Origin of the sequence: Bradyrhizobium sp. Tv2a-2, assembly GCF_000472425.1 — a bacterium.
Lineage (GTDB): Bacteria > Pseudomonadota > Alphaproteobacteria > Rhizobiales > Xanthobacteraceae > Bradyrhizobium.
The window spans coordinates 322,668-341,934 of record NZ_AXAI01000001.1 but is presented as its reverse complement, the minus strand read 5'-3'; the positions used below and the strand labels follow the sequence as shown (position 1 = coordinate 341,934).

Here is a 19,267-nt window from a genome sequence, read left to right as displayed (position 1 = left end):
ATCTTCCATGAAATAGTGCGCGCGCTGTCCCGAATGGGAAGCCCGAAGGTGCCATAACACCAGAAAATGGCGCTCGGATAATGTTTTGGGAGAACGCGCCTCATGACCCTCAAAGCCCTCTTTGCGGCCACCGCTACCGCCGCCGTGATGTTCTCGCTGCCAGCCGGCGCCGCTCAGCTCACCGTCGGCTTTTCCCAGATCGGATCGGAATCCGGCTGGCGCGCCGCCGAAACCTCGGTCTCCAAGCAGGAAGCCGCCAAGCGCCAGGTGAATCTGAAGATCGCCGACGCGCAGCAGAAGCAGGAAAACCAGATCAAGGCGATCCGTTCGTTCATCGCCCAGGGGGTCGACGCGATCTTCCTCGCACCCGTGGTCGCCAGCGGTTGGGAAGCGGTGTTGAAGGAGGCCAAGGAAGCCAAGATCCCGGTCGTGCTGCTCGACCGCGACATCGATCCCTCCGGCAAGGACCTCTATCTGACGGCCGTGACCTCGGACAGCGTGCATGAGGGCGAGGTCGCCGGCGAGTGGCTGGCGAAGACCGTCGGCGACAAGTCCTGCAGCATCGTCGAGCTGCAAGGCACCGTCGGCGCCAGCGTCGCCACCAACCGCAAGAAAGGGTTTGACGATGTCGTCGCCAAGCATCCGAACCTGAAGGTGGTGCGCAGCCAGACCGGCGACTTCACCCGCGCCAAGGGCAAGGAAGTGATGGAGAGCTTCATCAAGGCGGAAGGTGGCGGCAAGTCGATCTGCGCGGTCTACGCCCATAACGACGACATGATGGTCGGCGCCATCCAGGCCATGAAGGAAGCCGGTCTCAAGCCGGGCAAGGATATCCTGACCGTCTCCATCGACGCAGTGCCGGACATCTTCAAGGCCATGGCCGCCGGCGAAGCCAACGCCACCGTCGAGCTGACGCCGAACATGGCCGGTCCCGCGCTCGACGCCATCATCGCCTCCAAGGACAAGGGCACGGTGCCGCCGAAGTGGATCCAGACCGAGTCCAAGCTCTACACCGCTGCTGACGATCCGCAGAAGATCTACGACAGCAAGAAGGGACTCGGATACTGAGCCCTGTGGTCTGGCAACACTCTCGCGATCGTCCCGGCGAAAGCCGGGACCATAACCAGAGGATTTGGTTATGCGGACGGTGTCTGCCATTGTGCTCGTCTGAAAGATTCCGCGATATGGGTCCCGGCCATCGCCGGGACGACCAAAAGGCGCCCGCAATGCAATGCGGGCGCCGGCTGGAGTGACGTTTGCGATGCAAAAAGGTCCCGACCCCGCGCCATTGCTTGACGTGCGTGGGCTTGCCAAGAGTTTTGGTGCGTTGCGCGCGCTGCAGGATGTCGACTTCACGCTTCGTGCCGGCGAGATTCATGCGCTGCTCGGCGAGAACGGCGCCGGCAAATCCACGCTTATCAAGGTCGTCACAGGAGTATTCGCCCGCGATGCCGGCATCGTCCGCCTTGATGGTGCCGAGATCGCGCCGCGCTCGGCCAAGGCTGCGCTCGATTGCGGCATTGCTACCGTCTATCAGGAAGTGAACCTGCTGCCGAACCTCTCGGTCGCCCAAAATCTCTTTCTCGGCCGACAGCCGACGCGGCTTGGCGTGGTACGTCAGGCCGAGATGCGCCGCCGCGCCACTGCGCTGTTGCAGGAATTTGGCCTTCACATCGATGTCGCGGCGCCGCTTGGCAATTATTCGGTCGCGGTGCAGCACGTCACCGCGATTGCCCGCGCGGTCGATCTCTCCGCGCGCGTCCTGATCCTGGACGAGCCGACGGCGAGTCTCGACCGCCATGAGGTGGAGATTCTGTTTCGCGTCATGCGCCAGCTTGCGTTGCGCGGCATCGGCATCGTGTTTGTCAGTCATTTTCTCGACCAGGTCTATGAAATCTCCGATCGTATCACCGTGCTGCGCAACGGTCGGCTGATCGGCGAGCGGGAGACCGCCTCGCTGCCACGCATCGAGCTGATCCGGATGATGCTCGGCCGCGAGCTTGCCGAGACGACCGGCGAGCGCGTCGCGGCGCCTGCGCATGGCGCCGGCGAGGCCTGTGTCAGCTTCGAAGGTTACGGCAAGGCCGGCACCATCGCGCCGTTCGATTTGACACTGCATCATGGCGAAGTTGTCGGGCTTGCGGGCTTGCTCGGCTCGGGCCGCACCGAGACGGCGCGCCTGGTGTTCGGTGCCGAACGCGCTGACAGCGGCGAGGTCAAAGTGGAGGGACGCGCGGCGCGGCTGCACTCGCCGCGCGACGCGGTCGCCTACGGCTTCGGTTATTGTCCCGAGGAGCGCAAGACCGACGGTATCATCGCCGACCTCACCGTGCGCGAGAACATCGTGCTCGCCCTGCAGGCCAGGCGCGGGCTGCACCGTCCGCTGTCGCGCGGCGAGCAGGACGAGATCGCCAAGCGATTCATTGAGCTGCTGGACATCCGCCCGCCAGATCCGGAACGCCCCATTGGCCTGTTGTCCGGCGGAAACCAGCAGAAGGTGCTGCTGGCCCGCTGGCTTGCGACCTCGCCGCGGCTCCTGGTGCTCGACGAGCCGACCCGCGGCATCGATGTCGGCGCGCATGCCGAAATCATCCGCCTGATCCGCGAGTTCTGCGACAAGGGGCTTGCGCTGCTCGTCATCTCTTCCGAGCTCGACGAGATCGTGACCTATTCGGACCGTGTGGTGGTGCTGCGCGACCGCGTTCATGTTGAGCAGTTGCAAGGCGACGCGATCGACGTCACCAACATTCTCGCCGCCATCGCCGCCGACGGCGCGGCCCGCGGGGCTGCATCATGATGGCCCGCCTGCCGCGCCATGGACTGGCCCAGATCCTTGCGCTCGTCATGATTCTCGCCGTGGATCGCATGGTGTCGCCGCAGTTCTTCGACCTGCGCATGCAGGACGGGCGCCTGTTCGGCAGCGTCATCGACGTGCTCAACCGCGGCGCGCCGGTGGTGCTGCTTTCGCTCGGCATGGTGCTGGTGATTGCCACCCGCGGCATCGATCTCTCGGTCGGCGCGGTGATGGCGATCGCGGGTGCGATTGCCGCCTCGCTTGCCGATAGCCATTCGCTGCCACTGGTGCTCGCCGCGGCGCTTGGCACGGGCCTGATCTGCGGTCTTTGGAACGGCTTCCTTGTCGCCGTGCTCGGCATCCAGCCGATCATCGCCACGTTGATCCTGATGGTCGCAGGGAGAGGTATCGCCCAGCTGATCACCGAGGGGCGCATCGTCACCTTTACTTCGCCCGATCTCGGCTGGTTCGGCGCCGGCGCCATCCTCGGTTTCCCTGCGCCTGTCGTCATCGCCGCGGGGATGCTGGGTCTGACAGTTGCGGTCGTGCGCGGTTCAGCGCTCGGCCTCCTGATCGAGGCGACAGGCGGCAATGCGCGCGCGAGCGAACTCGCAGGCGTCGGCACACGGCTCATGATCCTTGCGGTCTATGCCTGGTGCGGGCTGTGCGCAGCGCTTGCGGGCATCATCTCCGCGGCCGACATCATGGGCGCGGATGCCAACAATGCCGGCCTCTGGCTCGAACTCGATGCCATCCTTGCCGTGGTCATCGGCGGCACCTCGCTGTTCGGCGGCCGCTTCAGTCTTTTGCTCGCGGTCGTCGGCGCCCTGATCATCCAGGCGATGAACACGGGCATTCTTCTGTCGGGCTATCCGCCGGAGCTCAATCTGCTGGTGAAAGCGGTCGTAGTGCTCGCGGTGCTGCTCCTGCAGTCGCCGCGGCTGGCGGGTCTCGCCGGTCTTGCGGCGCGTTTGCGCGGGGCCAGATTGCGGTTGAAGGGGGCGAAGGCATGAAGGGCCTGCCTCCTGTTGTCATCACAGCAATCGTCCTGGTCGCAGGCTTTGCGATCTGCGCGACGCAATATCCCAACATCGCCTCGACCCGCGTCGTCGGCAATCTCCTTACCGACAATGCCTTTCTCGGCATTGTCGCGACCGGAATGACATTCGTAATCATCTCCGGCGGCATCGATTTATCGGTCGGCTCGGTGATCGGTTTCACCACCGTGTTCGTTGCGATCGCGATCGAGCGACTGGGCATTCCGCCGTGGCTCGCCTTTGTCGCCATTCTCGTCATCTGCGCTGCCTTCGGTGCCGCGATGGGGGGCATCATCCATCTGTTCGACCTGCCGCCGTTCATCGTGACCCTGGCCGGCATGTTCCTCGCCCGTGGCGCGAGCTTCCTGCTCTCGACGGAATCGATCCCGATCAATGCGCCGATTTATTCGACAGTATCGGACTTCGCGCTGCGGCTGCCGGGCGGAGGGCGGTTGACGGCGATCGCGATCATCATGCTGATCGTGATCGCGGCAGGTGCGCTGCTGCTGCATCTGACGCGGTTCGGCGCCAATGTCTATGCGCTCGGCGGCAGCCGCGCCACCACGGCATTGATGGGTATCCCGGTTGGCTCCATGACGGTGCGCATCTACATGCTGTCGAGCGCGCTGTCGGGGCTCGCGGGTATCGTCTTCTCCTTCTATACCGCCGCCGGCTATTCGCTCTCCGCCGTCGGCGTCGAGCTTGACACCATCGCGGCTGTCGTGATCGGCGGCACGCTTCTGACCGGCGGGCAGGGAACGGTGATCGGCACTTTTCTCGGCATTCTCATCCAGGGCCTGATCCAGACCTACATTACCTTCGATGGAACGCTCTCGAGCTGGTGGACGAAAATCGTGACCGGCGTCCTGCTGTTCGCCTTCATTGCCTTGCAGCAAGCGATCATCGTCCTTGCCCGTCGCTCGGTCCTCCGCCGCGCAGGAGCAACGTCATGACCTCGCGCATCGTCGTCATCCCGACCCGGCGGGCCCATTCCAACCATGCGGAAGTCGCACGCTCCATAGGCGTCGACATCATCGCCGGCCGCTATGGCGAGGGCATGCGGCTGCCGGGCGACGCGGAACTCACCGCGATGTTCGGCGTGTCGCGGCCGGTGCTGCGGGAGAGCGTCAAGACGCTGGTCGCCAAGGGGCTGCTCTCGACCAAGGCGCGGGTCGGCACTGTGGTGCGCGAGCGCGGCGCCTGGAACATGTTCGACGCCGACGTGCTCGCCTGGCATCTCGACGCCGGCATCGACAAGCGTTTTCTTGGCGACCTCGCCGAGATTCGGCTTGCCGTCGAACCGCGCGCGGCCGCGCTGGCCGCGGTGCGGCGTACGGAGGCCGATATTGTCGAGCTCAGGCGCAGCATGGCGCGGATGCGGCAGGAGGCTTCCGACTCGATCGGTTTTGCAGATGCCGACCTTGCGCTGCATGTCGCGGTTGCCAAAGCGTCGGGCAATCTGTTCATGCGCTCGATCGGCCATGTCATCGAGGCGGCGCTGCGCGCCTCCTTCCTGCTCAGCGCACCAGTCGAGACCGACGATCGCGAGACCGTGCTGCTCTGGCACCAGCGCATTGTCGACGCCATCGCCGATGGCGACGTCGACATGGCGACCAGCGCCATGGTCGAGGTCATTCACAATGGCATGCAACGGCACGAGCGCTCGCCCGACGTGCAGGCGCCCGGCGAAGCCTCAGGACATCGGGACTGACCATGGCTGACACGAGTTCACGCGTTGCACGGGATGTGTTCGGCACGCTGCCTGATGGCCGCGCGGTGGAGCGCGTGGCACTTCGCGGTGAAAGTGGTTTTGAGGCGCGCATCATCACTTTCGGTGCCGCGATCCAGGCGCTGATCGTGCCCGATGCCGGCGGGCATTGCGACGACGTCGTGCTCGGCTATGACGACCTCGACGGTTTCCTGCGCGAGCGGAAGTTCTTCGGCGCGACCGTCGGACGCTATGCCAACCGCATTGCCAATGGTCGTTTCGACATCGATGGCAAAGTCGTGCAACTCGCCGCCAACAACGGCCCGAACGCGTTGCATGGCGGCCCCGACGGCTTCGACCGCAAGCTGTGGCAGATTGCCGACATCGGCAATGCGCCGGAGCCTTTTGTGACGCTTAGCTATGTCAGCGCCGATGGCGAGGAGAACTATCCCGGTACGCTCGACGTCCGCCTGACGTACCGGATCACGGGACCGCATGAGTTGTCGTTCGCCTTCACGGCGCGGACGGATCGGCCGACGATCATTAATCTCACCAACCACAGCTTCTTCAATCTCGAAGGCGCGGCCTCGGGGCGCGATATCCTCGATCACCGGCTGACATTGTTCGCCGAGCATTTTCTCGCCATCGATCCGACGGCGATTCCCCTGGCCGAGCCGCCGCGCGCAGTTGCGGGCACGCCGTTCGACTTCCGCACCGCGTCCGTGGTCGGCGCTCGTATCCGCGAGCATGATCAGCAGCTGCGGCATGGCAAGGGCTATGACCACAATTTCTGCCTGCCCAATGATCGCGCGCTGAAGCTTGCTGCACGGGTTGAGGCGCCGCGCTCGGGACGCATCTTCGAGCTTCTGACGGATCAGCCAGGCCTCCAGTTCTATTCCGGCAACTATCTCGACGGTTCGATTGTCGGAAAGCAGGGACGGCTGTACCGCCAGTCCGATGCTTTTTGCCTGGAGCCGCAGGTCTGGCCCAATTCACCCAACCGGCCGGATTTTCCCAGCCCGCGCCTCGTACCCGGCGAAGTCTACCGCCATCAGCTCGTCTATCGCTTCCTGTCGGGACGGGGAGAGGCGTGATGGAGCGCGTCGCGACATCGATCCTTTGTAATGAGCGCTGCCATCTCGGCGAAGGTCCGGCCTACGATGTGGCGACCGATACCGCCTGGTGGTTCGATATCATCGAGGGACGCTTGTTCGAGGCGCAGCTCGGCAGCGGCGCTACTCGTATCCATCAACTCGGCAGGATGGCGAGCGCGCTGGCGCGGGTCGATCGCGACCGCCAGCTGATCGTGGCGGAGGACGGCCTCTACATCCGCTCCCGCAGCGATGGCGCCATGCAGCTCTATCGTCCGCTGGAAGCCGACAATCCGCACACACGCTCCAACGACGCCCGCGTGCATCCGTCAGGAACGTTCTGGATAGGCACGATGGGGCGCAAGGCGGAGCAGGGGATGGGCGCGATCTACGCGCTCCATCGCGGTGAGATCTTGCAGCTCTTTCCGAACATCACGATTCCGAACGCGATCTGCTTCTCGCCCGGCGGCGCGACCGGCTATTTCGCCGACACCGGGGAGAATGTGCTCTACCGCGTCGGCCTCGATCCCGTGACGGGCTTGCCAACGGGTGCGCCGGAAGTGCTGCTGCGCCATCGCGGCGTCGGCGGTCTGGACGGGGCGGTGGTCGACGCCGACGGCTTGATCTGGAATGCGCGCTGGGGCGGCGGATGCGTCGACATCTACAACCCGCAAGGAACGCATCTGCGCTCGCTGCATGTGCCGGCGCTTCAATCAAGCTGCCCCGCGTTCGTCGGCCCCGACCTGTCGCGCCTGCTCGTCACATCGGCCTGGCAGGATATGGACGAGGCGGCGCGCGCTGCCGATCCCGATCATGGCCGCACGTTCCTGCTGGAGGCGGCCGCGCGCGGCCGCGCCGAACCGGATGTGCGGCTTGCTGGTCCTTAACCATCAACCACAGAAAGTCCTTCGTCGTAGCGTTCAATCCAACCAACCAAACCAAGACAACATCAAGGGAGTGAAGCATGCTCAAACTGAAGACCACCTGTCTCGCGCTTGCGTTTGCCGGCGTTGCCGCCGTGGCGACAAGCGGCGCCGTGCTCGCGCAAAGCAAGGGGACCGTCGGTATCGCCATGCCGACGAAATCGTCGGCGCGCTGGATCGACGACGGCAACAACATGGTGAAAGCGCTGAAGGAGCACGGCTATAGCGCCGACCTGCAATATGCCGAGGACGATATCCCGAACCAGCTCTCGCAGGTCGAGAACATGGTCGCCAAGGGTGAGAAAGCGCTGGTGATCGCGGCGATCGACGGCACCACGCTGTCCGACGTCCTGAAGCAGGCCAAGGCCGCCGGCATCACCGTGATCGCCTATGACCGGCTGATCCGCGACACCCCCAATGTCGACTATTACGCGACCTTCGACAATTTCCAGGTCGGCGTGCTGCAGGCGCAGTCGATCGAGCAGAAGCTCGGCCTGAAAGAGGGCAAGGGACCCTTCAACATCGAGCTGTTCGGCGGCTCGCCCGACGACAACAATGCCTACTTCTTCTACAACGGCTCGATGTCGGTGCTAAAACCCTATATCGATAGTGGTAAGCTTATCGTCGCAAGTGGTCAGATGGGCATGGACAAGGTTGCAACGCTCCGCTGGGATGGTGCGACTGCGCAGGCGCGCATGGACAATCTGCTCAGCGCTTACTACGGCAACAAGCATGTCGATGCGGTGCTGTCGCCCTATGACGGCCTCTCCATCGGCATCATCTCCTCGCTCAAAGGCGTCGGTTACGGCAGTGCCGACCAGCCGATGCCGGTGATCAGCGGGCAGGACGCCGAGGTGCCCTCGATCAAGGCGATCCTGCGCGGCGACCAATATTCCACCATCTTCAAGGACACCCGCGACCTCGCCAAGGTCGCAGCCGACATGGTCGACGCAGCGCTCGGCGGTAAGCAGGTCACCGTCAACGACACCAAGACCTACAACAACGGCGTCAAGGTGGTGCCTTCCTATCTGCTCAAGCCGGTCGTGGTGGACAAGGGCAATTGGGAGAAGGTTCTGGTTGACAGCGGCTACTACAAGCGCTCGCAATTCGAGTAACGGGCGTGCGCCGGCGGGCATGGAACCATGCCTGCCGGTAAGCCCTGGGGAGCCGTTCAAGGGTTGTGGGACAGGATGCGATGACGGCTATGCTTGAGATGCGCGGCGTCAGCAAGAGCTTTGCAGGCGTTCAGGCGCTGCGCGACGTCACCTTCACCGTTGAGCCCGGTGAGATCCATGCGCTCGTCGGCGAAAATGGCGCCGGCAAGTCAACGCTGATGAAGGTGCTGAGCGGCGTCTACCCCTTCGGAAGCTATGAGGGAACCATCACCTTCGACGGCGAGGAGCGCCGCTTCCGCGACGTCAACGACTCCGAAGAACTCGGGATCATCATCATCCACCAGGAACTGGCGCTGATCCCGCTGATGTCGATTGCGGAGAACATCTTTCTCGCCCATCCACCGGCGCGCTTCGGCGTCATCGACCGCGACGCGGTCTATGCGCGTACCCACGAATTGCTGGCGCAGGTCGGCTTGCGCGAGCAGCCGGACACGCTGGTCACCGATCTCGGCGTCGGCAAGCAGCAGCTGGTCGAGATTGCGAAAGCGTTGTCAAAGCGCGTGCGGCTGTTGATCCTGGATGAGCCGACCGCGAGCCTGAACGAGACCGACAGCGCCGCGCTGCTGGACCGGCTGGTCGCGTTCCGCGAGCAGGGCATCGCCTCGATCCTGATCTCGCACAAGCTCAACGAGGTTGCGCGCGTAGCCGACCGCATCACGGTGCTGCGCGACGGCCGCACTGTCGATGCCATCGATTGCCGCACCGAGCCGGTCGACGAGAACCGCATCATCCGCAGCATGGTCAATCGCGATCTCGCGGACCGCTTTCCAAAGCGCGAGGCTGCGATCGGCGCGCCCGTTCTCGAGGTGAAAAACTGGTCAGTGTATCACCCGCTGCATCCGGAGCGGCAGGTGATCAAGAACGTTGATTTCAACGTCAGGCGCGGCGAGGTCGTGGGGATCGCGGGCCTGATGGGCGCCGGCCGCACCGAATTCGCCATGAGCCTGTTCGGCCGTGCCTGGGGCACCAGGATCAGCGGTGGCGTCATGCTCGATCGACACGCCACCGATCTCTCCTCGGTGCCGGCCGCGATCGCTGCGGGCCTTGCCTATGTCACAGAGGATCGTAAGCAGCTCGGGCTGATCCTAACCGACGATGTGCGCAAGAACATCACACTCGCGAGCCTTGCGCGCGTCGCCTCGCACTGGGTGCTCGACGACGTCCGCGAGCTGAAGGCCGCGAGCGACTATCGCAACCGCATGCGCATTCGCTCATCCGACGTCTATCAGGAGACCGGCCAGCTCTCCGGCGGCAACCAGCAGAAGGTGGTACTGTCGAAATGGCTGATGACCGACCCCAAGGTGCTGATCCTGGACGAGCCGACCCGCGGCATCGATGTCGGCGCCAAGTACGAGATCTACCTTATCGTCAACGAGCTTGCCGAAGCTGGCAAGGCGGTGGTGGTGATCTCGTCCGAAATGCCGGAGCTGCTCGGTATCTGCGACCGGATCTATGTCATGAGCGAAGGTGCTTTTGTCGGTGAATTTGCCGCTGACGAAGCGACCCAGGAAAAGATCATGCATGCTATCATGCGTAACAGGGCGCTTCCGACAAGCGCACCTGCCGGCGAGTTGATGGGAGACATGCGGCCATGACCGACAAGACGGTGTCGCTGCCGGAAGAGCGCAAGGGCTCGGGCTTCATCAAGAACAATCTGCGAAACTACGGCATGCTGCTGTCGCTGGTCGCGATCATGCTGTTCTTCCAGGTCATGACCGACGGCACGCTGTTGCAGCCGCTGAACCTCACCAATCTGGTACTGCAGAACAGCTACATCGTGATCATGGCGCTCGGCATGCTGCTGGTGATCGTCACCGGCCATATCGACCTCTCGGTCGGCTCGGTCGCGGGCTTCGTCGGTGCAGTCGCGGCGGTGCTGATGGTGCGCTACCACATCGACTATCCGCTCGCCTTCATCGCCTGCCTCCTGGTGGGGGCGGCGATCGGTGCGGCACAAGGCTACTGGGTCGCCTATTTCGGCATTCCCTCCTTCATCGTCACGCTGGCCGGCATGCTGGTGTTCAAGGGGCTTGCGCTCGCGGTGCTGCAGGGCCAGTCGGTGGGACCGTTTCCGCCGGCCTTCCAGAAATTGTCGTCCGGCTTCATTCCGGAGCTGTTGCCTGGCGCCGGCACATTGCATCCTACCTCGCTCCTGATCGGGACGGTGCTGGCCTTGACGCTGGTCTATGCGTCCGCCAAGGCGCGCGCGCGCGAGCAGGCGCATCATATCGAGGTCGAGCCCTATCCGGTCTTCGTCGGCAAGAGCGCGGTGCTTTGTTTCGGCGTGCTCTATTTCACCTATCTGATTGCCTCGCATCGGGGGCTGCCCAATGTGCTCGTGATCATGACGGCGCTGATCGCGCTCTATGGCTTCGTGACGCGGCGGACCGTGATCGGCCGGCAGATCTATGCGGTCGGCGGCAATGCCAAGGCGGCAAAACTCTCCGGTATCAAGACGGAGCGGCTGACTTTTCTCACCTTCGTCAACATGGGAACGTTGGCGGCGCTTGCCGGCCTCGTCTTCGCGGCGCGACTGAATACGGCGACGCCAAAGGCTGGCGCCGGCTTCGAGCTCGACGTGATCGCTGCCTGCTTCATCGGCGGCGCCTCGGCCTATGGCGGCGTGGGGCGGGTCGGCGGCGCCGTGGTCGGCGCCATGATCATGGGCGTGATGAACAACGGCATGTCGATCCTTGGTATCGGCATCGACTATCAGCAGGTGATCAAGGGCCTGGTGCTGCTGGGTGCGGTTTGTCTCGATGTCTACAACCAGCGGCGGTGACGCATTAGCCGAATCGATGTTGCCGCGGGCTGCTATACCTCTCCTTTCGCGAGTGGTGGAAGATCCCCCATACGGCGTTCTATTCGCCGCTGGCCTGCAGCAGCGGGCGCTTGAGGAAGGAGCGGCCGTATCTGCCGCTGCGCTTCAGCTTGGCGCCGAGCAGCGGGTCGGCGAGGCGGAAGATCGCGGCGGAATCGATGATGGCGGCGGTCGAGCGCGGCGCTTGATTGGTTGACGCTCTCTCCTCGCTCAGCACCGGAAGTTTGCTGAAGGCGTCGAGCTGCAGCCGCTCGGACGGATCGGTCAACAACGTCCAGCTGCCGTCGGCGATCTGTATTCGGCGGTCGGATCGGTCACTACGCTGATCACCAACCTGCGCACCCAGCTTTCCGCGGCGACGACCGGCAGCAGCACCTCGACGGCGTCGCTGATCTCGTCGGCTCAGGACATGCTGCAGGAGATGGGCTCGATTCTCAACACGCAGTATGACGGTGAATATGTCTTCTCCGGTGCCAGCACCTCGACGGCACCGGTCGATCTCACTGGCTTCGATTCCGGGACCGGATCGCTCTCCACCGCCGACACCAGCTACTACCAGGGCGACAGCGAGACCGCCTCGGTGCGCGTCGCCGACGACCAGACGGTGGACTACGGCGTGACCGCGGACAATTCCGCCTTCGAGCAGGTGATGCGGGTCCTTAAATACATCGCCAACAACTCTTCGCTGTCGTCCTCCGACATCACTTCGGCGCTCGACATCGCAAGCAACGCGCTCGACGCGACCTCGATCGGGCAGTCGAAGCTTTCGGATGCCTCCTCTCAGATCGAGGGCGCATCATCCCGCCAGACCGACTACAAGAGCTACGCTTCCACCCTTTCAAGCGACCTCACCAGTGTCGATGTCGCAGCCGTGACGGCGCAGCTGTCGACCTATCAGGCGCAGCTGACCGCGTCCTATTCCGCGATCTCCAAGATCCAGAGCATGAACCGGGCGAGCTATCTGAAGTGACGGCCAAGCGCGCGATGCGCTTTGGCTGAATCGAGCTGCGGCAGACTCCGACCCGCCCCCCGACCCCGGGGTTTCTCCATTTTCGCGGCTTCGCCGCACCTCGCTCGCGTTTGTCGACGCGATCACGCCCGAGGTGCGCTTTACGGTCGGTCTGGCTGTCGGATTTTACGATCTAGGCTTGGGTCCCGTCCTCCCAATCCTCCCATGCCACGCGATTGACTTCGAGATAGCGAGAGACCGCGACGCCGATTGTTGGGAAAAAGCGGTTCTCACCAAGCTGAGCAAACAAGCCAAATCTCTTCAGCTTGTCTTTGACGGGATCCTTGAGTTCGGCAAAACACAACTCGATATCCTGGGCGTGCAGCGCCTCGTCCAGTTCGGCGACCATGTCGCAGGCGGTCACGTCGACGCTGGTGACCGGCTCCGCCGCAACGACCAGCCAGCGCACGGGTGTCGGCGATGTCGCCACCGCATCCAGGGCGCGCTCCTTGAAAAATTCAGCGTTGGCGAAGAACAGCGGCGCGTCCCATCGAAACAGCACCAGCCCGGGGATTCGGCGTGCGTCGGGATATCGCGTGATGTCGTGATAACCCTTGACGCCGTAGGCGCGACCAAGCACGGCCGAGTGGGGGCGCCAACCGTCCCATAGGAACTCGACGATGGCGAGAATGATGGCGAGGCCAATTCCGGGAATCACGCCGAGCACGGCGACGCCGACAAAACAGACGATCGCGAGCCAGAACTCCCACTGCTGAATGCGATAGATCCGTTTGAGATCGGCGACCTCGATCAGAGCGATGGCCGAGGCGATGACCACGGCGGCCAGCGCGGCAGTGGGCAAATGCCGAAGGAGGTTTGGGGCAGCCAGCAGGAGCAGGGCGATGGCAAGCGCGCCGACGACGCCGGTGAGTTGGGTATGAGCGCCGGCGGCTTCCGCAACGGGCGTCCGCGAGCTGCTGCTGCTGATCGAGAAGCCCTGGAAAAAGCCGGTCGCGAGGTTGGCGGCCCCGAGCCCTATCATCTCCTGGTTGGGATCAACCGGATGTCCCAATCGTGCGGCATAGGCGCGCGAAAGCACGCTGGTATCGGCAAAAGATATCAGCGCTATTGCGCAGCCGCCGGTCAGCACCGGGAGTATATCGCCGTAGCCGATCCAGGGCACGGCAAAACCCGGCAGGCCCTGAGGAAGAGGACCCTGGACTTTCACGCCATAACGCGCCCCGAGATCAAGCGCAGCGACGACGGCCGTTGCCCCGACGACCGCTATGAGAATGCCCGGCAGCCGCTTGTTGTTCTTGAGCAGTAGAATAACCATCAACGTGGCGAGTCCGACCGCAAACGCGACCCAGTTTGTCTTTCCGTCAAGGATGGCGCGGGCGATCGCCCACAGGCTCCGCAACGGTCCTTCGCTTTCGATCGAGAAGCCGAAAAGCCTTGGCAGTTGGCTGATCAATACGGTGAGTGCAATTCCGTTCATATAGCCGTAGCGTATCGGCTTGGAGAGCAGCTCGGTCACAAAACCCAGCCGTGCGATGCCCGCCAGAATGCACACCATCCCCGAGACGATCGCCATCATGCCGGCAAGGCTCACCGCGCGCAGGGGATCACCGCCAGCCAGCGGAGTGACAACCCCTAAGATGATTCCTGCCAGAGCCGAGTCCGGGCCGAGGATGAGGATGCGACTTGGGCCAAACAACGCGTAGACCAAAAGCGGCACGATCGTTGCGTACAGACCATAGATGCCAGGCAGGCCTGATGCCTCCGCATAGGCAATTCCAACCGGGACCAGCATTGTCGCCAGGACAATCCCTGCGAAGACATCCCGCGGAAGCCACGCTGCGTCATAGCGACGGAGGGTGTCGAGCCCTGGCAGCCAGCGCATCCAATGCTTCATTTGGCGGTCCCCCAAGCCCACTCGGGTCTGCTTGCCGCGCGCAATTTTCTTTTCTGCTTGTCGCGGCTGGAACGCAGCGTATTACGCTATTGGCAAGCTGAACAGGGATACGGCAGCGCAGCAAACGCAGCGCATTCCTAGGACGCGTTCTCGCTTGGGATGTTCGCGCGAATGATTACGGCTTCGGTGCGTGCGATTTCTGCGGCGGCGGGGAATAGGTCGCAAACCGCTGCAGCATCGGCTCGATCGAGGTCTCGATCACCAGCATCTCGAAATAGCGTTCGCCCGTAAAACCTTCCGTAACGGTTTTCTGCATCATCGCGATCAGCGGCGAGAAATAGTCCTGCACGTTCAGGAGGCCGCACGGCTTGCGATGGATGCCGAGCTGCGCCCAGGTCCATTGTTCGAAAAACTCCTCCAGCGTCCCGGCTCCGCCGGGCAGCGCGATGAAGCCGTCTGCCAGCTCGGCCATCTTGGTCTTGCGCTGGTGCATGGTCTCGACGACGTGAAGCTCGCTGAGGCCTGCGTGCGCAATCTCACGCTGGAATAACGCCCGCGGCATGACGCCGGCGGCGAGGCCGCCCGCTGCGATGATGGCGTCGGCGACTGCGCCCATCAGGCCGATCTTGCCGCCGCCATAGACGAGTTTCAGGCCAGCCTTTGCCAGCGCGGTTCCGACAGCGACGGCGGCCTCGTGATAGGCAGGATTTCGCCCAACATTAGAGCCGCAAAAGACGCAAACCGCTTTCATCCCGGTCGTCTCCGATTACAGCCAGCATTCGAATCGCCACCGATGGCACCACCTAGCATATCGATGCCTTCAGCGCGATGCGCTGGCCGAAGTCGAGCCCGCACGATTCGGGATGGCGTCGATCTGCGCGCTCACCTGCGCCCACCGACCTCGTCGATATGCTCCAGCAGATCGGCCGGATCCTCATAAACACGGATGGCGCCGGCCTGACGCAGCTCGTCGGTGCCATAACCCCCGCTGAGAAGCCCGACGCCGAGGGCGCGGCAGCGGGTGGCGGCAAGCATGTCCCAGATGCTGTCGCCGACCACAATCGCGCGCTCGATCTCGGCATCGAGCCGCGCGCTCGCGGCGAGAAAAAGATCGGGATCGGGTTTCGCATATTTGACCTGATCGCGGGTGACGACGGGAACGCGGTCCGGATCGACGCCGAGCGCCGCAAGGTTGACCGCGGCAGTCTCCATCCGTCCGCTGGTCGCGATCGCCCAGGGAATGCGCTGCTCCGTGAGCCACGCCAGCAACTCGCGTGCGCCGGGCAGGGGACGGATGTCGCGGCCGAGCCGGTTATAGGCCTCGGTATGCGCGCGACGCAGCCGTTCGATTCTGTCGGGGTCGATGTCGCAGCCGGTCTCGCGCAGCAGTTGATTGGTGAAGAGCCCGCCGCTCATGCCGACCTTGCGATGGATGCGCCACACGGACAGCTCGATGTTTTCGTCGTCGAGCGCCGACTTCCAGGCCAGCACATGTTGATAAACGCTGTCGACCAGCGTGCCGTCCAGGTCGAACAGAAACACCGTCTCAATACGCATCGCCATGTCTCCTTGGTTCCGTGCAGGCCAAGCTGTTAACGCGCAACCGCCGCCGTTGCTCCAAGACTATCAGATTTGATTGATGACCAGCCTGCTTCCGTTGTCCCGGCGAGTAGCAGGACGACGGAGCGATAGTCTGCGCATCTCCCCGCGTCACGATCAATGTGCGATCGGCATTGATCGATCTCGAAGAAAATTAGACCGTTCACAACTCATTCTATGCGCCCCTCACCCCGCGAGGGCGGGCAGAGGGAGGAGAAGGCTCACGTCACCGGCGCGGGATTGAACAGCGTGAGGTCGTTGTGAATGCCCCAGCGCTCCGACCAGACCTTGGTGCGGCCGGAGGCGACGTCGAGGATCAGGCGGAACAGCTCCCAGCCGGCCTCCTCGATACTCATCTCGCCGGTGGCGATGCGGCCGGCGTCGAAATCGATCAGATCCTTCCAGCGCCGCGCGAGTTCGCTGCGGGTGGCGACCTTGATCACCGGTGCCGCCTGCAGGCCGTAAGGCGTGCCGCGGCCGGTGGTGAACACCTGCAGCGTCATGCCGGAGGCCAGTTGAAGCGTGCCACAGATGAAGTCGCTTGCCGGCGTCGCCGCAAACAGCATGCCTCTCTGCCGCGCCTTCTCGCCCGGCGCCAGCACGCCCGCGATCGGGCTCGAGCCCGACTTCACGATCGAGCCGAGCGATTTCTCGACAATGTTGGCGAGTCCGCCCTTCTTGTTACCCGGCGTGGTATTAGCGCTGCGATCGCTGCCGCCGCGCGCAAGATAGGCGTCGTACCAAGCCATCTCGCGCACCAGCGCTCGGCCGACATCCGCGTTGACGGCGCGGCGCGTCAGCAGCTGGATCGCGTCCCGCACTTCCGTCACCTCGGAGAACATCACGGTGGCGCCCGCGCGCACCAGGAGATCGGCGGCAAAGCCGACGGCCGGGTTGGCAGTCACGCCGGAGAAGGCGTCGCTGCCGCCGCATTGCAAGCCGATCACGAGATCCGAGGCGGGACACGTTTCGCGCTTGCGCCGGTTGAGCACCGCAAGCCGCGTGTCGGCCATCGCGAGAATGCCATCGACAATGGCGCCGAAACCTTCGAAGGCTTCGTCCTGCATACGAACGATCGAATTGTCGACGCCTTCGGGCAAGAGACGTTCGGGCGTCAGCTTCTCGCAGCCGAGGCCGACCACCATGACCTCGCCACCGAAATTCGGATTGAGCGCGAGGTTCTGCAAGGTGCGGATCGGCACCACTGCATCGGGCGCGGTGATCGCGACACCGCAACCATAAGCATGGGTGATGGCAACGACGTCGTCGACATTGGGATATTTCGGGAGCAGCTCGGAACGAATGCGCTTGATGGCATATTCCAGCGTGCCGGCCACACATTGCACCGAGGTCGAGATGCCCAGGATGTTCTTGGTGCCGACCGATCCGTCAGGATTGCGATAACCCTCGAAGGTGTAGCCTTCGAGCGGCGGCAGGGCGGCTGGCACGGCAGTCGCTATCTCGAGATTGTCGAGCCCCGGTGCGTCGGGCATGCGAATGCGCGCCTCGTCCACCCACTCACCGGCGCTGATCGGCGCCGCGGCATAGCCGATGACCTCGCTATAGCGGGTGATCGGTGCGCCCTCGGCGATGTCGACCAGCGCGGTCTTGTGGCCCTGCGGCACAAAGCTCTTCAGTTCGAGCCCGCAGGCAAAGCGCGATCCCGCTGGCAAGCCGAAGTCGTTGACCACGATCGCGACATTGTCGCGCTCGTTGAGCTTGATGTAGCGGGGCTGCTCGACCGCGATGGACGAATGCTTCATGCGCGCTGCTCCCTGAAGATTCTCCCTGAAGATTCCTGGCTTACACCGGGTAGGTGTAGGCGGTCTTGACGGTGGTATAGAACTCCTTGGCGTAGGCGCCTTGTTCGCGCGCGCCGTAGCTCGAACCTTTGCGGCCGCCGAATGGCACATGGTAGTCGACGCCGGCGGTCGGCAGGTTGACCATCACCATGCCGGCCTCGCTGTTGCGCTTGAAATGCGAGGAATATTTCAGGCTCGAGGTGCAGATGCCCGCGGCAAGTCCGAACTCGGTGTCGTTGGCGATGGCGAGGGCCTCGTCATAGTTTTTGGCGCGGATGACGCAGGCGACAGGGCCGAAGATCTCCTCGCGCGCGATGCGCATGGTGTTCCTGGTCTCGGTGAACAGTGCCGGTTGCATGTAGAAGCCGGGCGTCTCGCGGTTCAACAGCTCGCCGCCCCAATAAAGCTTCGCGCCCTCATCCTTGCCAATCTTCAGATACTTCAGGTCCTGGTCGAGCTGGCTCTGGTCGACCACCGGGCCGAGATGCACGCCGGGCTTGAGCGCATCGTCCACCTGCAGGCCCTTCAGCCGTTCTGCCATCGCCTCGACGAAGCGGTCGTGGATGCCTTCAGTCACGATCAGCCGTGAGGAGGCGGTGCAGCGCTGTCCGGTGGAGAAATAAGCGCCGTTGGTGGCCGCCTCGACCGCGACCTTGAGGTCGGCGTCGTCGAGCACCACAAGCGGATTCTTGCCGCCCATCTCGAGCTGGAATTTCTTCATCGCCGGCGACAGCACGCAGGCCTGCGCGATCTTGCGGCCCGTGGCGACCGAGCCGGTGAAGGAAATCGCGGCGACGTCCTGGTGTTCCAGGAGCGTCTGGCCGACCACCGAGCCGGAGCCGACCACGAGGTTGAACACGCCGGCGGGAATGCCGGAGCGCGCGATGATTTCGCAGAGCGCATGCGCCGAGCCCGGCACGAGCTCGGCGGGCTTGAAGACGACGGTGTTGCCATAACAGAGCGCGGGCGCGATCTTCCAGGCGGGGATCGCGATCGGGAAATTCCAGGGTGTGATCATGCCGACGACGCCGAGCGGCTCGCGGGTGATCTCGACCTCGAGATTGGGTCGTACCGAGGGGCCCTTCTCGCCGGACAGCCGCAGCGCTTCGCCGGCGAAGAACGCAAAGATTTGCCCGGCGCGCGCCGCCTCGCCAATGCCTTCGGGCAGCGTCTTGCCTTCCTCGCGCGACAACAGGCGCCCGAGCTCCTCCTTCCGCGCCAGGATCTCGGCCGAGATCTTGTTCAGCGCGTCATAGCGCTCTTGCGGCGTGGAGCGCGACCAGGCGGGGAAGGCGGCCTTGGCGGCGGCGATGGCCTTCTCGGTCTGCGCCCGGTCGGCGCGGGCATATTCGCCGATGACGTCATTGGTGTTGGAGGGGTTGATGTTTTTGGTGATGCCAGAACCGTCGACCCACTCGCCGGCGATGAAGTTTTTAAGGATGGCTGACATGTG

General features: G+C 63.7%; 16 protein-coding genes and 1 pseudogene. 11 read left to right on the top strand and 6 right to left on the bottom strand.

Annotated elements, in window-relative coordinates; translation table 11 throughout:
- Positions 1-102: 102 nt before the first annotated feature.
- From ytfQ to mmsB, 10 genes are all read left to right on the top strand, one after another.
- Entirely contained in the window at positions 103-1,068 is a 966-nt protein-coding gene (ytfQ, locus tag A3AI_RS0101610; protein WP_024513891.1) for a galactofuranose ABC transporter, galactofuranose-binding protein YtfQ, read from the top strand.
- A gap of 193 nt (positions 1,069-1,261) precedes the next feature.
- Positions 1,262-2,797 carry a sugar ABC transporter ATP-binding protein gene (locus A3AI_RS0101605; RefSeq protein ID WP_024513890.1) on the top strand — a complete coding sequence of 512 codons (1,536 nt, stop codon included), beginning with the start codon at positions 1,262-1,264 and terminating at the stop codon, positions 2,795-2,797.
- Complete coding sequence (locus tag A3AI_RS0101600) at positions 2,794-3,807, top strand: ABC transporter permease (RefSeq protein WP_024513889.1); 1,014 nt, start codon at positions 2,794-2,796, stop codon at positions 3,805-3,807. The genes A3AI_RS0101605 and A3AI_RS0101600 overlap by 4 nt, the downstream gene beginning before the upstream one ends.
- On the top strand, positions 3,804-4,784 hold the full coding sequence (gene yjfF, locus A3AI_RS0101595) for a galactofuranose ABC transporter, permease protein YjfF (protein WP_024513888.1): 981 nt from the start codon (positions 3,804-3,806) through the stop codon (positions 4,782-4,784). Before A3AI_RS0101600 ends, yjfF begins: the two co-directional genes overlap by 4 nt.
- Positions 4,781-5,542 (top strand): FadR/GntR family transcriptional regulator, encoded by a 762-nt coding sequence (locus tag A3AI_RS42000; RefSeq protein ID WP_036047263.1) that lies wholly within the window; start codon positions 4,781-4,783, stop codon positions 5,540-5,542. The genes yjfF and A3AI_RS42000 overlap by 4 nt, the downstream gene beginning before the upstream one ends.
- A gap of 2 nt (positions 5,543-5,544) precedes the next feature.
- The gene (locus A3AI_RS0101580) at positions 5,545-6,633 is read left to right on the top strand and encodes an aldose epimerase family protein (protein WP_024513885.1); all 1,089 of its coding nucleotides are present in this window, start codon (positions 5,545-5,547) and stop codon (positions 6,631-6,633) included.
- Positions 6,633-7,517 carry an SMP-30/gluconolactonase/LRE family protein gene (locus A3AI_RS0101575; protein WP_024513884.1) on the top strand — a complete coding sequence of 295 codons (885 nt, stop codon included), beginning with the start codon at positions 6,633-6,635 and terminating at the stop codon, positions 7,515-7,517. Before A3AI_RS0101580 ends, A3AI_RS0101575 begins: the two co-directional genes overlap by 1 nt.
- A gap of 77 nt (positions 7,518-7,594) precedes the next feature.
- On the top strand, positions 7,595-8,668 hold the full coding sequence (gene chvE / locus A3AI_RS0101570) for a multiple monosaccharide ABC transporter substrate-binding protein (RefSeq protein ID WP_024513883.1): 1,074 nt from the start codon (positions 7,595-7,597) through the stop codon (positions 8,666-8,668).
- Between the two features lie 80 nt (positions 8,669-8,748).
- Positions 8,749-10,323, top strand: coding sequence for a multiple monosaccharide ABC transporter ATP-binding protein (gene mmsA, locus A3AI_RS0101565; protein WP_024513882.1), 1,575 nt, complete (start codon positions 8,749-8,751; stop codon positions 10,321-10,323).
- Entirely contained in the window at positions 10,320-11,510 is a 1,191-nt protein-coding gene (gene mmsB, locus A3AI_RS0101560; protein WP_024513881.1) for a multiple monosaccharide ABC transporter permease, read from the top strand. The genes mmsA and mmsB overlap by 4 nt, the downstream gene beginning before the upstream one ends.
- A 79-nt stretch (positions 11,511-11,589) precedes the next feature.
- Here the strand turns inward: mmsB and A3AI_RS41995 are convergent, their stop codons facing one another.
- Complete coding sequence (locus tag A3AI_RS41995) at positions 11,590-11,817, bottom strand: hypothetical protein (protein ID WP_156927591.1); 228 nt, start codon at positions 11,815-11,817, stop codon at positions 11,590-11,592.
- 24 nt (positions 11,818-11,841) lie between these two features.
- Here A3AI_RS41995 and A3AI_RS41990 point away from each other — a divergent pair.
- Positions 11,842-12,519 (top strand): annotated as a pseudogene (locus tag A3AI_RS41990) (flagellin); the annotation flags it as partial.
- Positions 12,520-12,691: 172 nt separating this feature from the next.
- On the opposite strand, the gene A3AI_RS0101550 reads toward A3AI_RS41990, so the two are convergent.
- From A3AI_RS0101550 to A3AI_RS0101530, 5 genes are all read right to left on the bottom strand, one after another.
- Entirely contained in the window at positions 12,692-14,413 is a 1,722-nt protein-coding gene (locus A3AI_RS0101550; RefSeq protein WP_024513880.1) for a SulP family inorganic anion transporter, read from the bottom strand.
- Between the two features lie 175 nt (positions 14,414-14,588).
- Positions 14,589-15,164 (bottom strand): LOG family protein, encoded by a 576-nt coding sequence (locus tag A3AI_RS0101545; RefSeq protein WP_024513879.1) that lies wholly within the window; start codon positions 15,162-15,164, stop codon positions 14,589-14,591.
- Between the two features lie 131 nt (positions 15,165-15,295).
- Positions 15,296-15,970 (bottom strand): HAD family hydrolase, encoded by a 675-nt coding sequence (locus tag A3AI_RS0101540; protein WP_024513878.1) that lies wholly within the window; start codon positions 15,968-15,970, stop codon positions 15,296-15,298.
- A gap of 263 nt (positions 15,971-16,233) precedes the next feature.
- Positions 16,234-17,775 carry a galactarate dehydratase gene (gene garD / locus A3AI_RS0101535; protein ID WP_024513877.1) on the bottom strand — a complete coding sequence of 514 codons (1,542 nt, stop codon included), beginning with the start codon at positions 17,773-17,775 and terminating at the stop codon, positions 16,234-16,236.
- A 40-nt stretch (positions 17,776-17,815) separates the two neighbouring features.
- Complete coding sequence (locus A3AI_RS0101530; protein WP_024513876.1) at positions 17,816-19,264, bottom strand: aldehyde dehydrogenase family protein; 1,449 nt, start codon at positions 19,262-19,264, stop codon at positions 17,816-17,818.
- Positions 19,265-19,267: the final 3 nt, after the last annotated feature.

Bases quoted from the DNA above. Each gene is read 5' to 3' on its own strand.
- ytfQ (WP_024513891.1), top strand. From the start codon at position 103: ATGACCCTCAAAGCCCTCTTTGCGGCCACCGCTACCGCCGCCGTGATG.
- A3AI_RS0101605 (WP_024513890.1), top strand. From the start codon at position 1,262: ATGCAAAAAGGTCCCGACCCCGCGCCATTGCTTGACGTGCGTGGGCTT.
- A3AI_RS0101600 (WP_024513889.1), top strand. From the start codon at position 2,794: ATGATGGCCCGCCTGCCGCGCCATGGACTGGCCCAGATCCTTGCGCTC.
- yjfF (WP_024513888.1), top strand. From the start codon at position 3,804: ATGAAGGGCCTGCCTCCTGTTGTCATCACAGCAATCGTCCTGGTCGCA.
- A3AI_RS42000 (WP_036047263.1), top strand. From the start codon at position 4,781: ATGACCTCGCGCATCGTCGTCATCCCGACCCGGCGGGCCCATTCCAAC.
- A3AI_RS0101580 (WP_024513885.1), top strand. From the start codon at position 5,545: ATGGCTGACACGAGTTCACGCGTTGCACGGGATGTGTTCGGCACGCTG.
- A3AI_RS0101575 (WP_024513884.1), top strand. From the start codon at position 6,633: ATGGAGCGCGTCGCGACATCGATCCTTTGTAATGAGCGCTGCCATCTC.
- chvE (WP_024513883.1), top strand. From the start codon at position 7,595: ATGCTCAAACTGAAGACCACCTGTCTCGCGCTTGCGTTTGCCGGCGTT.
- mmsA (WP_024513882.1), top strand. From the start codon at position 8,749: ATGACGGCTATGCTTGAGATGCGCGGCGTCAGCAAGAGCTTTGCAGGC.
- mmsB (WP_024513881.1), top strand. From the start codon at position 10,320: ATGACCGACAAGACGGTGTCGCTGCCGGAAGAGCGCAAGGGCTCGGGC.
- A3AI_RS0101550 (WP_024513880.1), bottom strand. From the start codon at position 14,413: ATGAAGCATTGGATGCGCTGGCTGCCAGGGCTCGACACCCTCCGTCGC.
- A3AI_RS0101545 (WP_024513879.1), bottom strand. From the start codon at position 15,164: ATGAAAGCGGTTTGCGTCTTTTGCGGCTCTAATGTTGGGCGAAATCCT.
- A3AI_RS0101540 (WP_024513878.1), bottom strand. From the start codon at position 15,970: ATGCGTATTGAGACGGTGTTTCTGTTCGACCTGGACGGCACGCTGGTC.
- garD (WP_024513877.1), bottom strand. From the start codon at position 17,775: ATGAAGCATTCGTCCATCGCGGTCGAGCAGCCCCGCTACATCAAGCTC.
- A3AI_RS0101530 (WP_024513876.1), bottom strand. From the start codon at position 19,264: ATGTCAGCCATCCTTAAAAACTTCATCGCCGGCGAGTGGGTCGACGGT.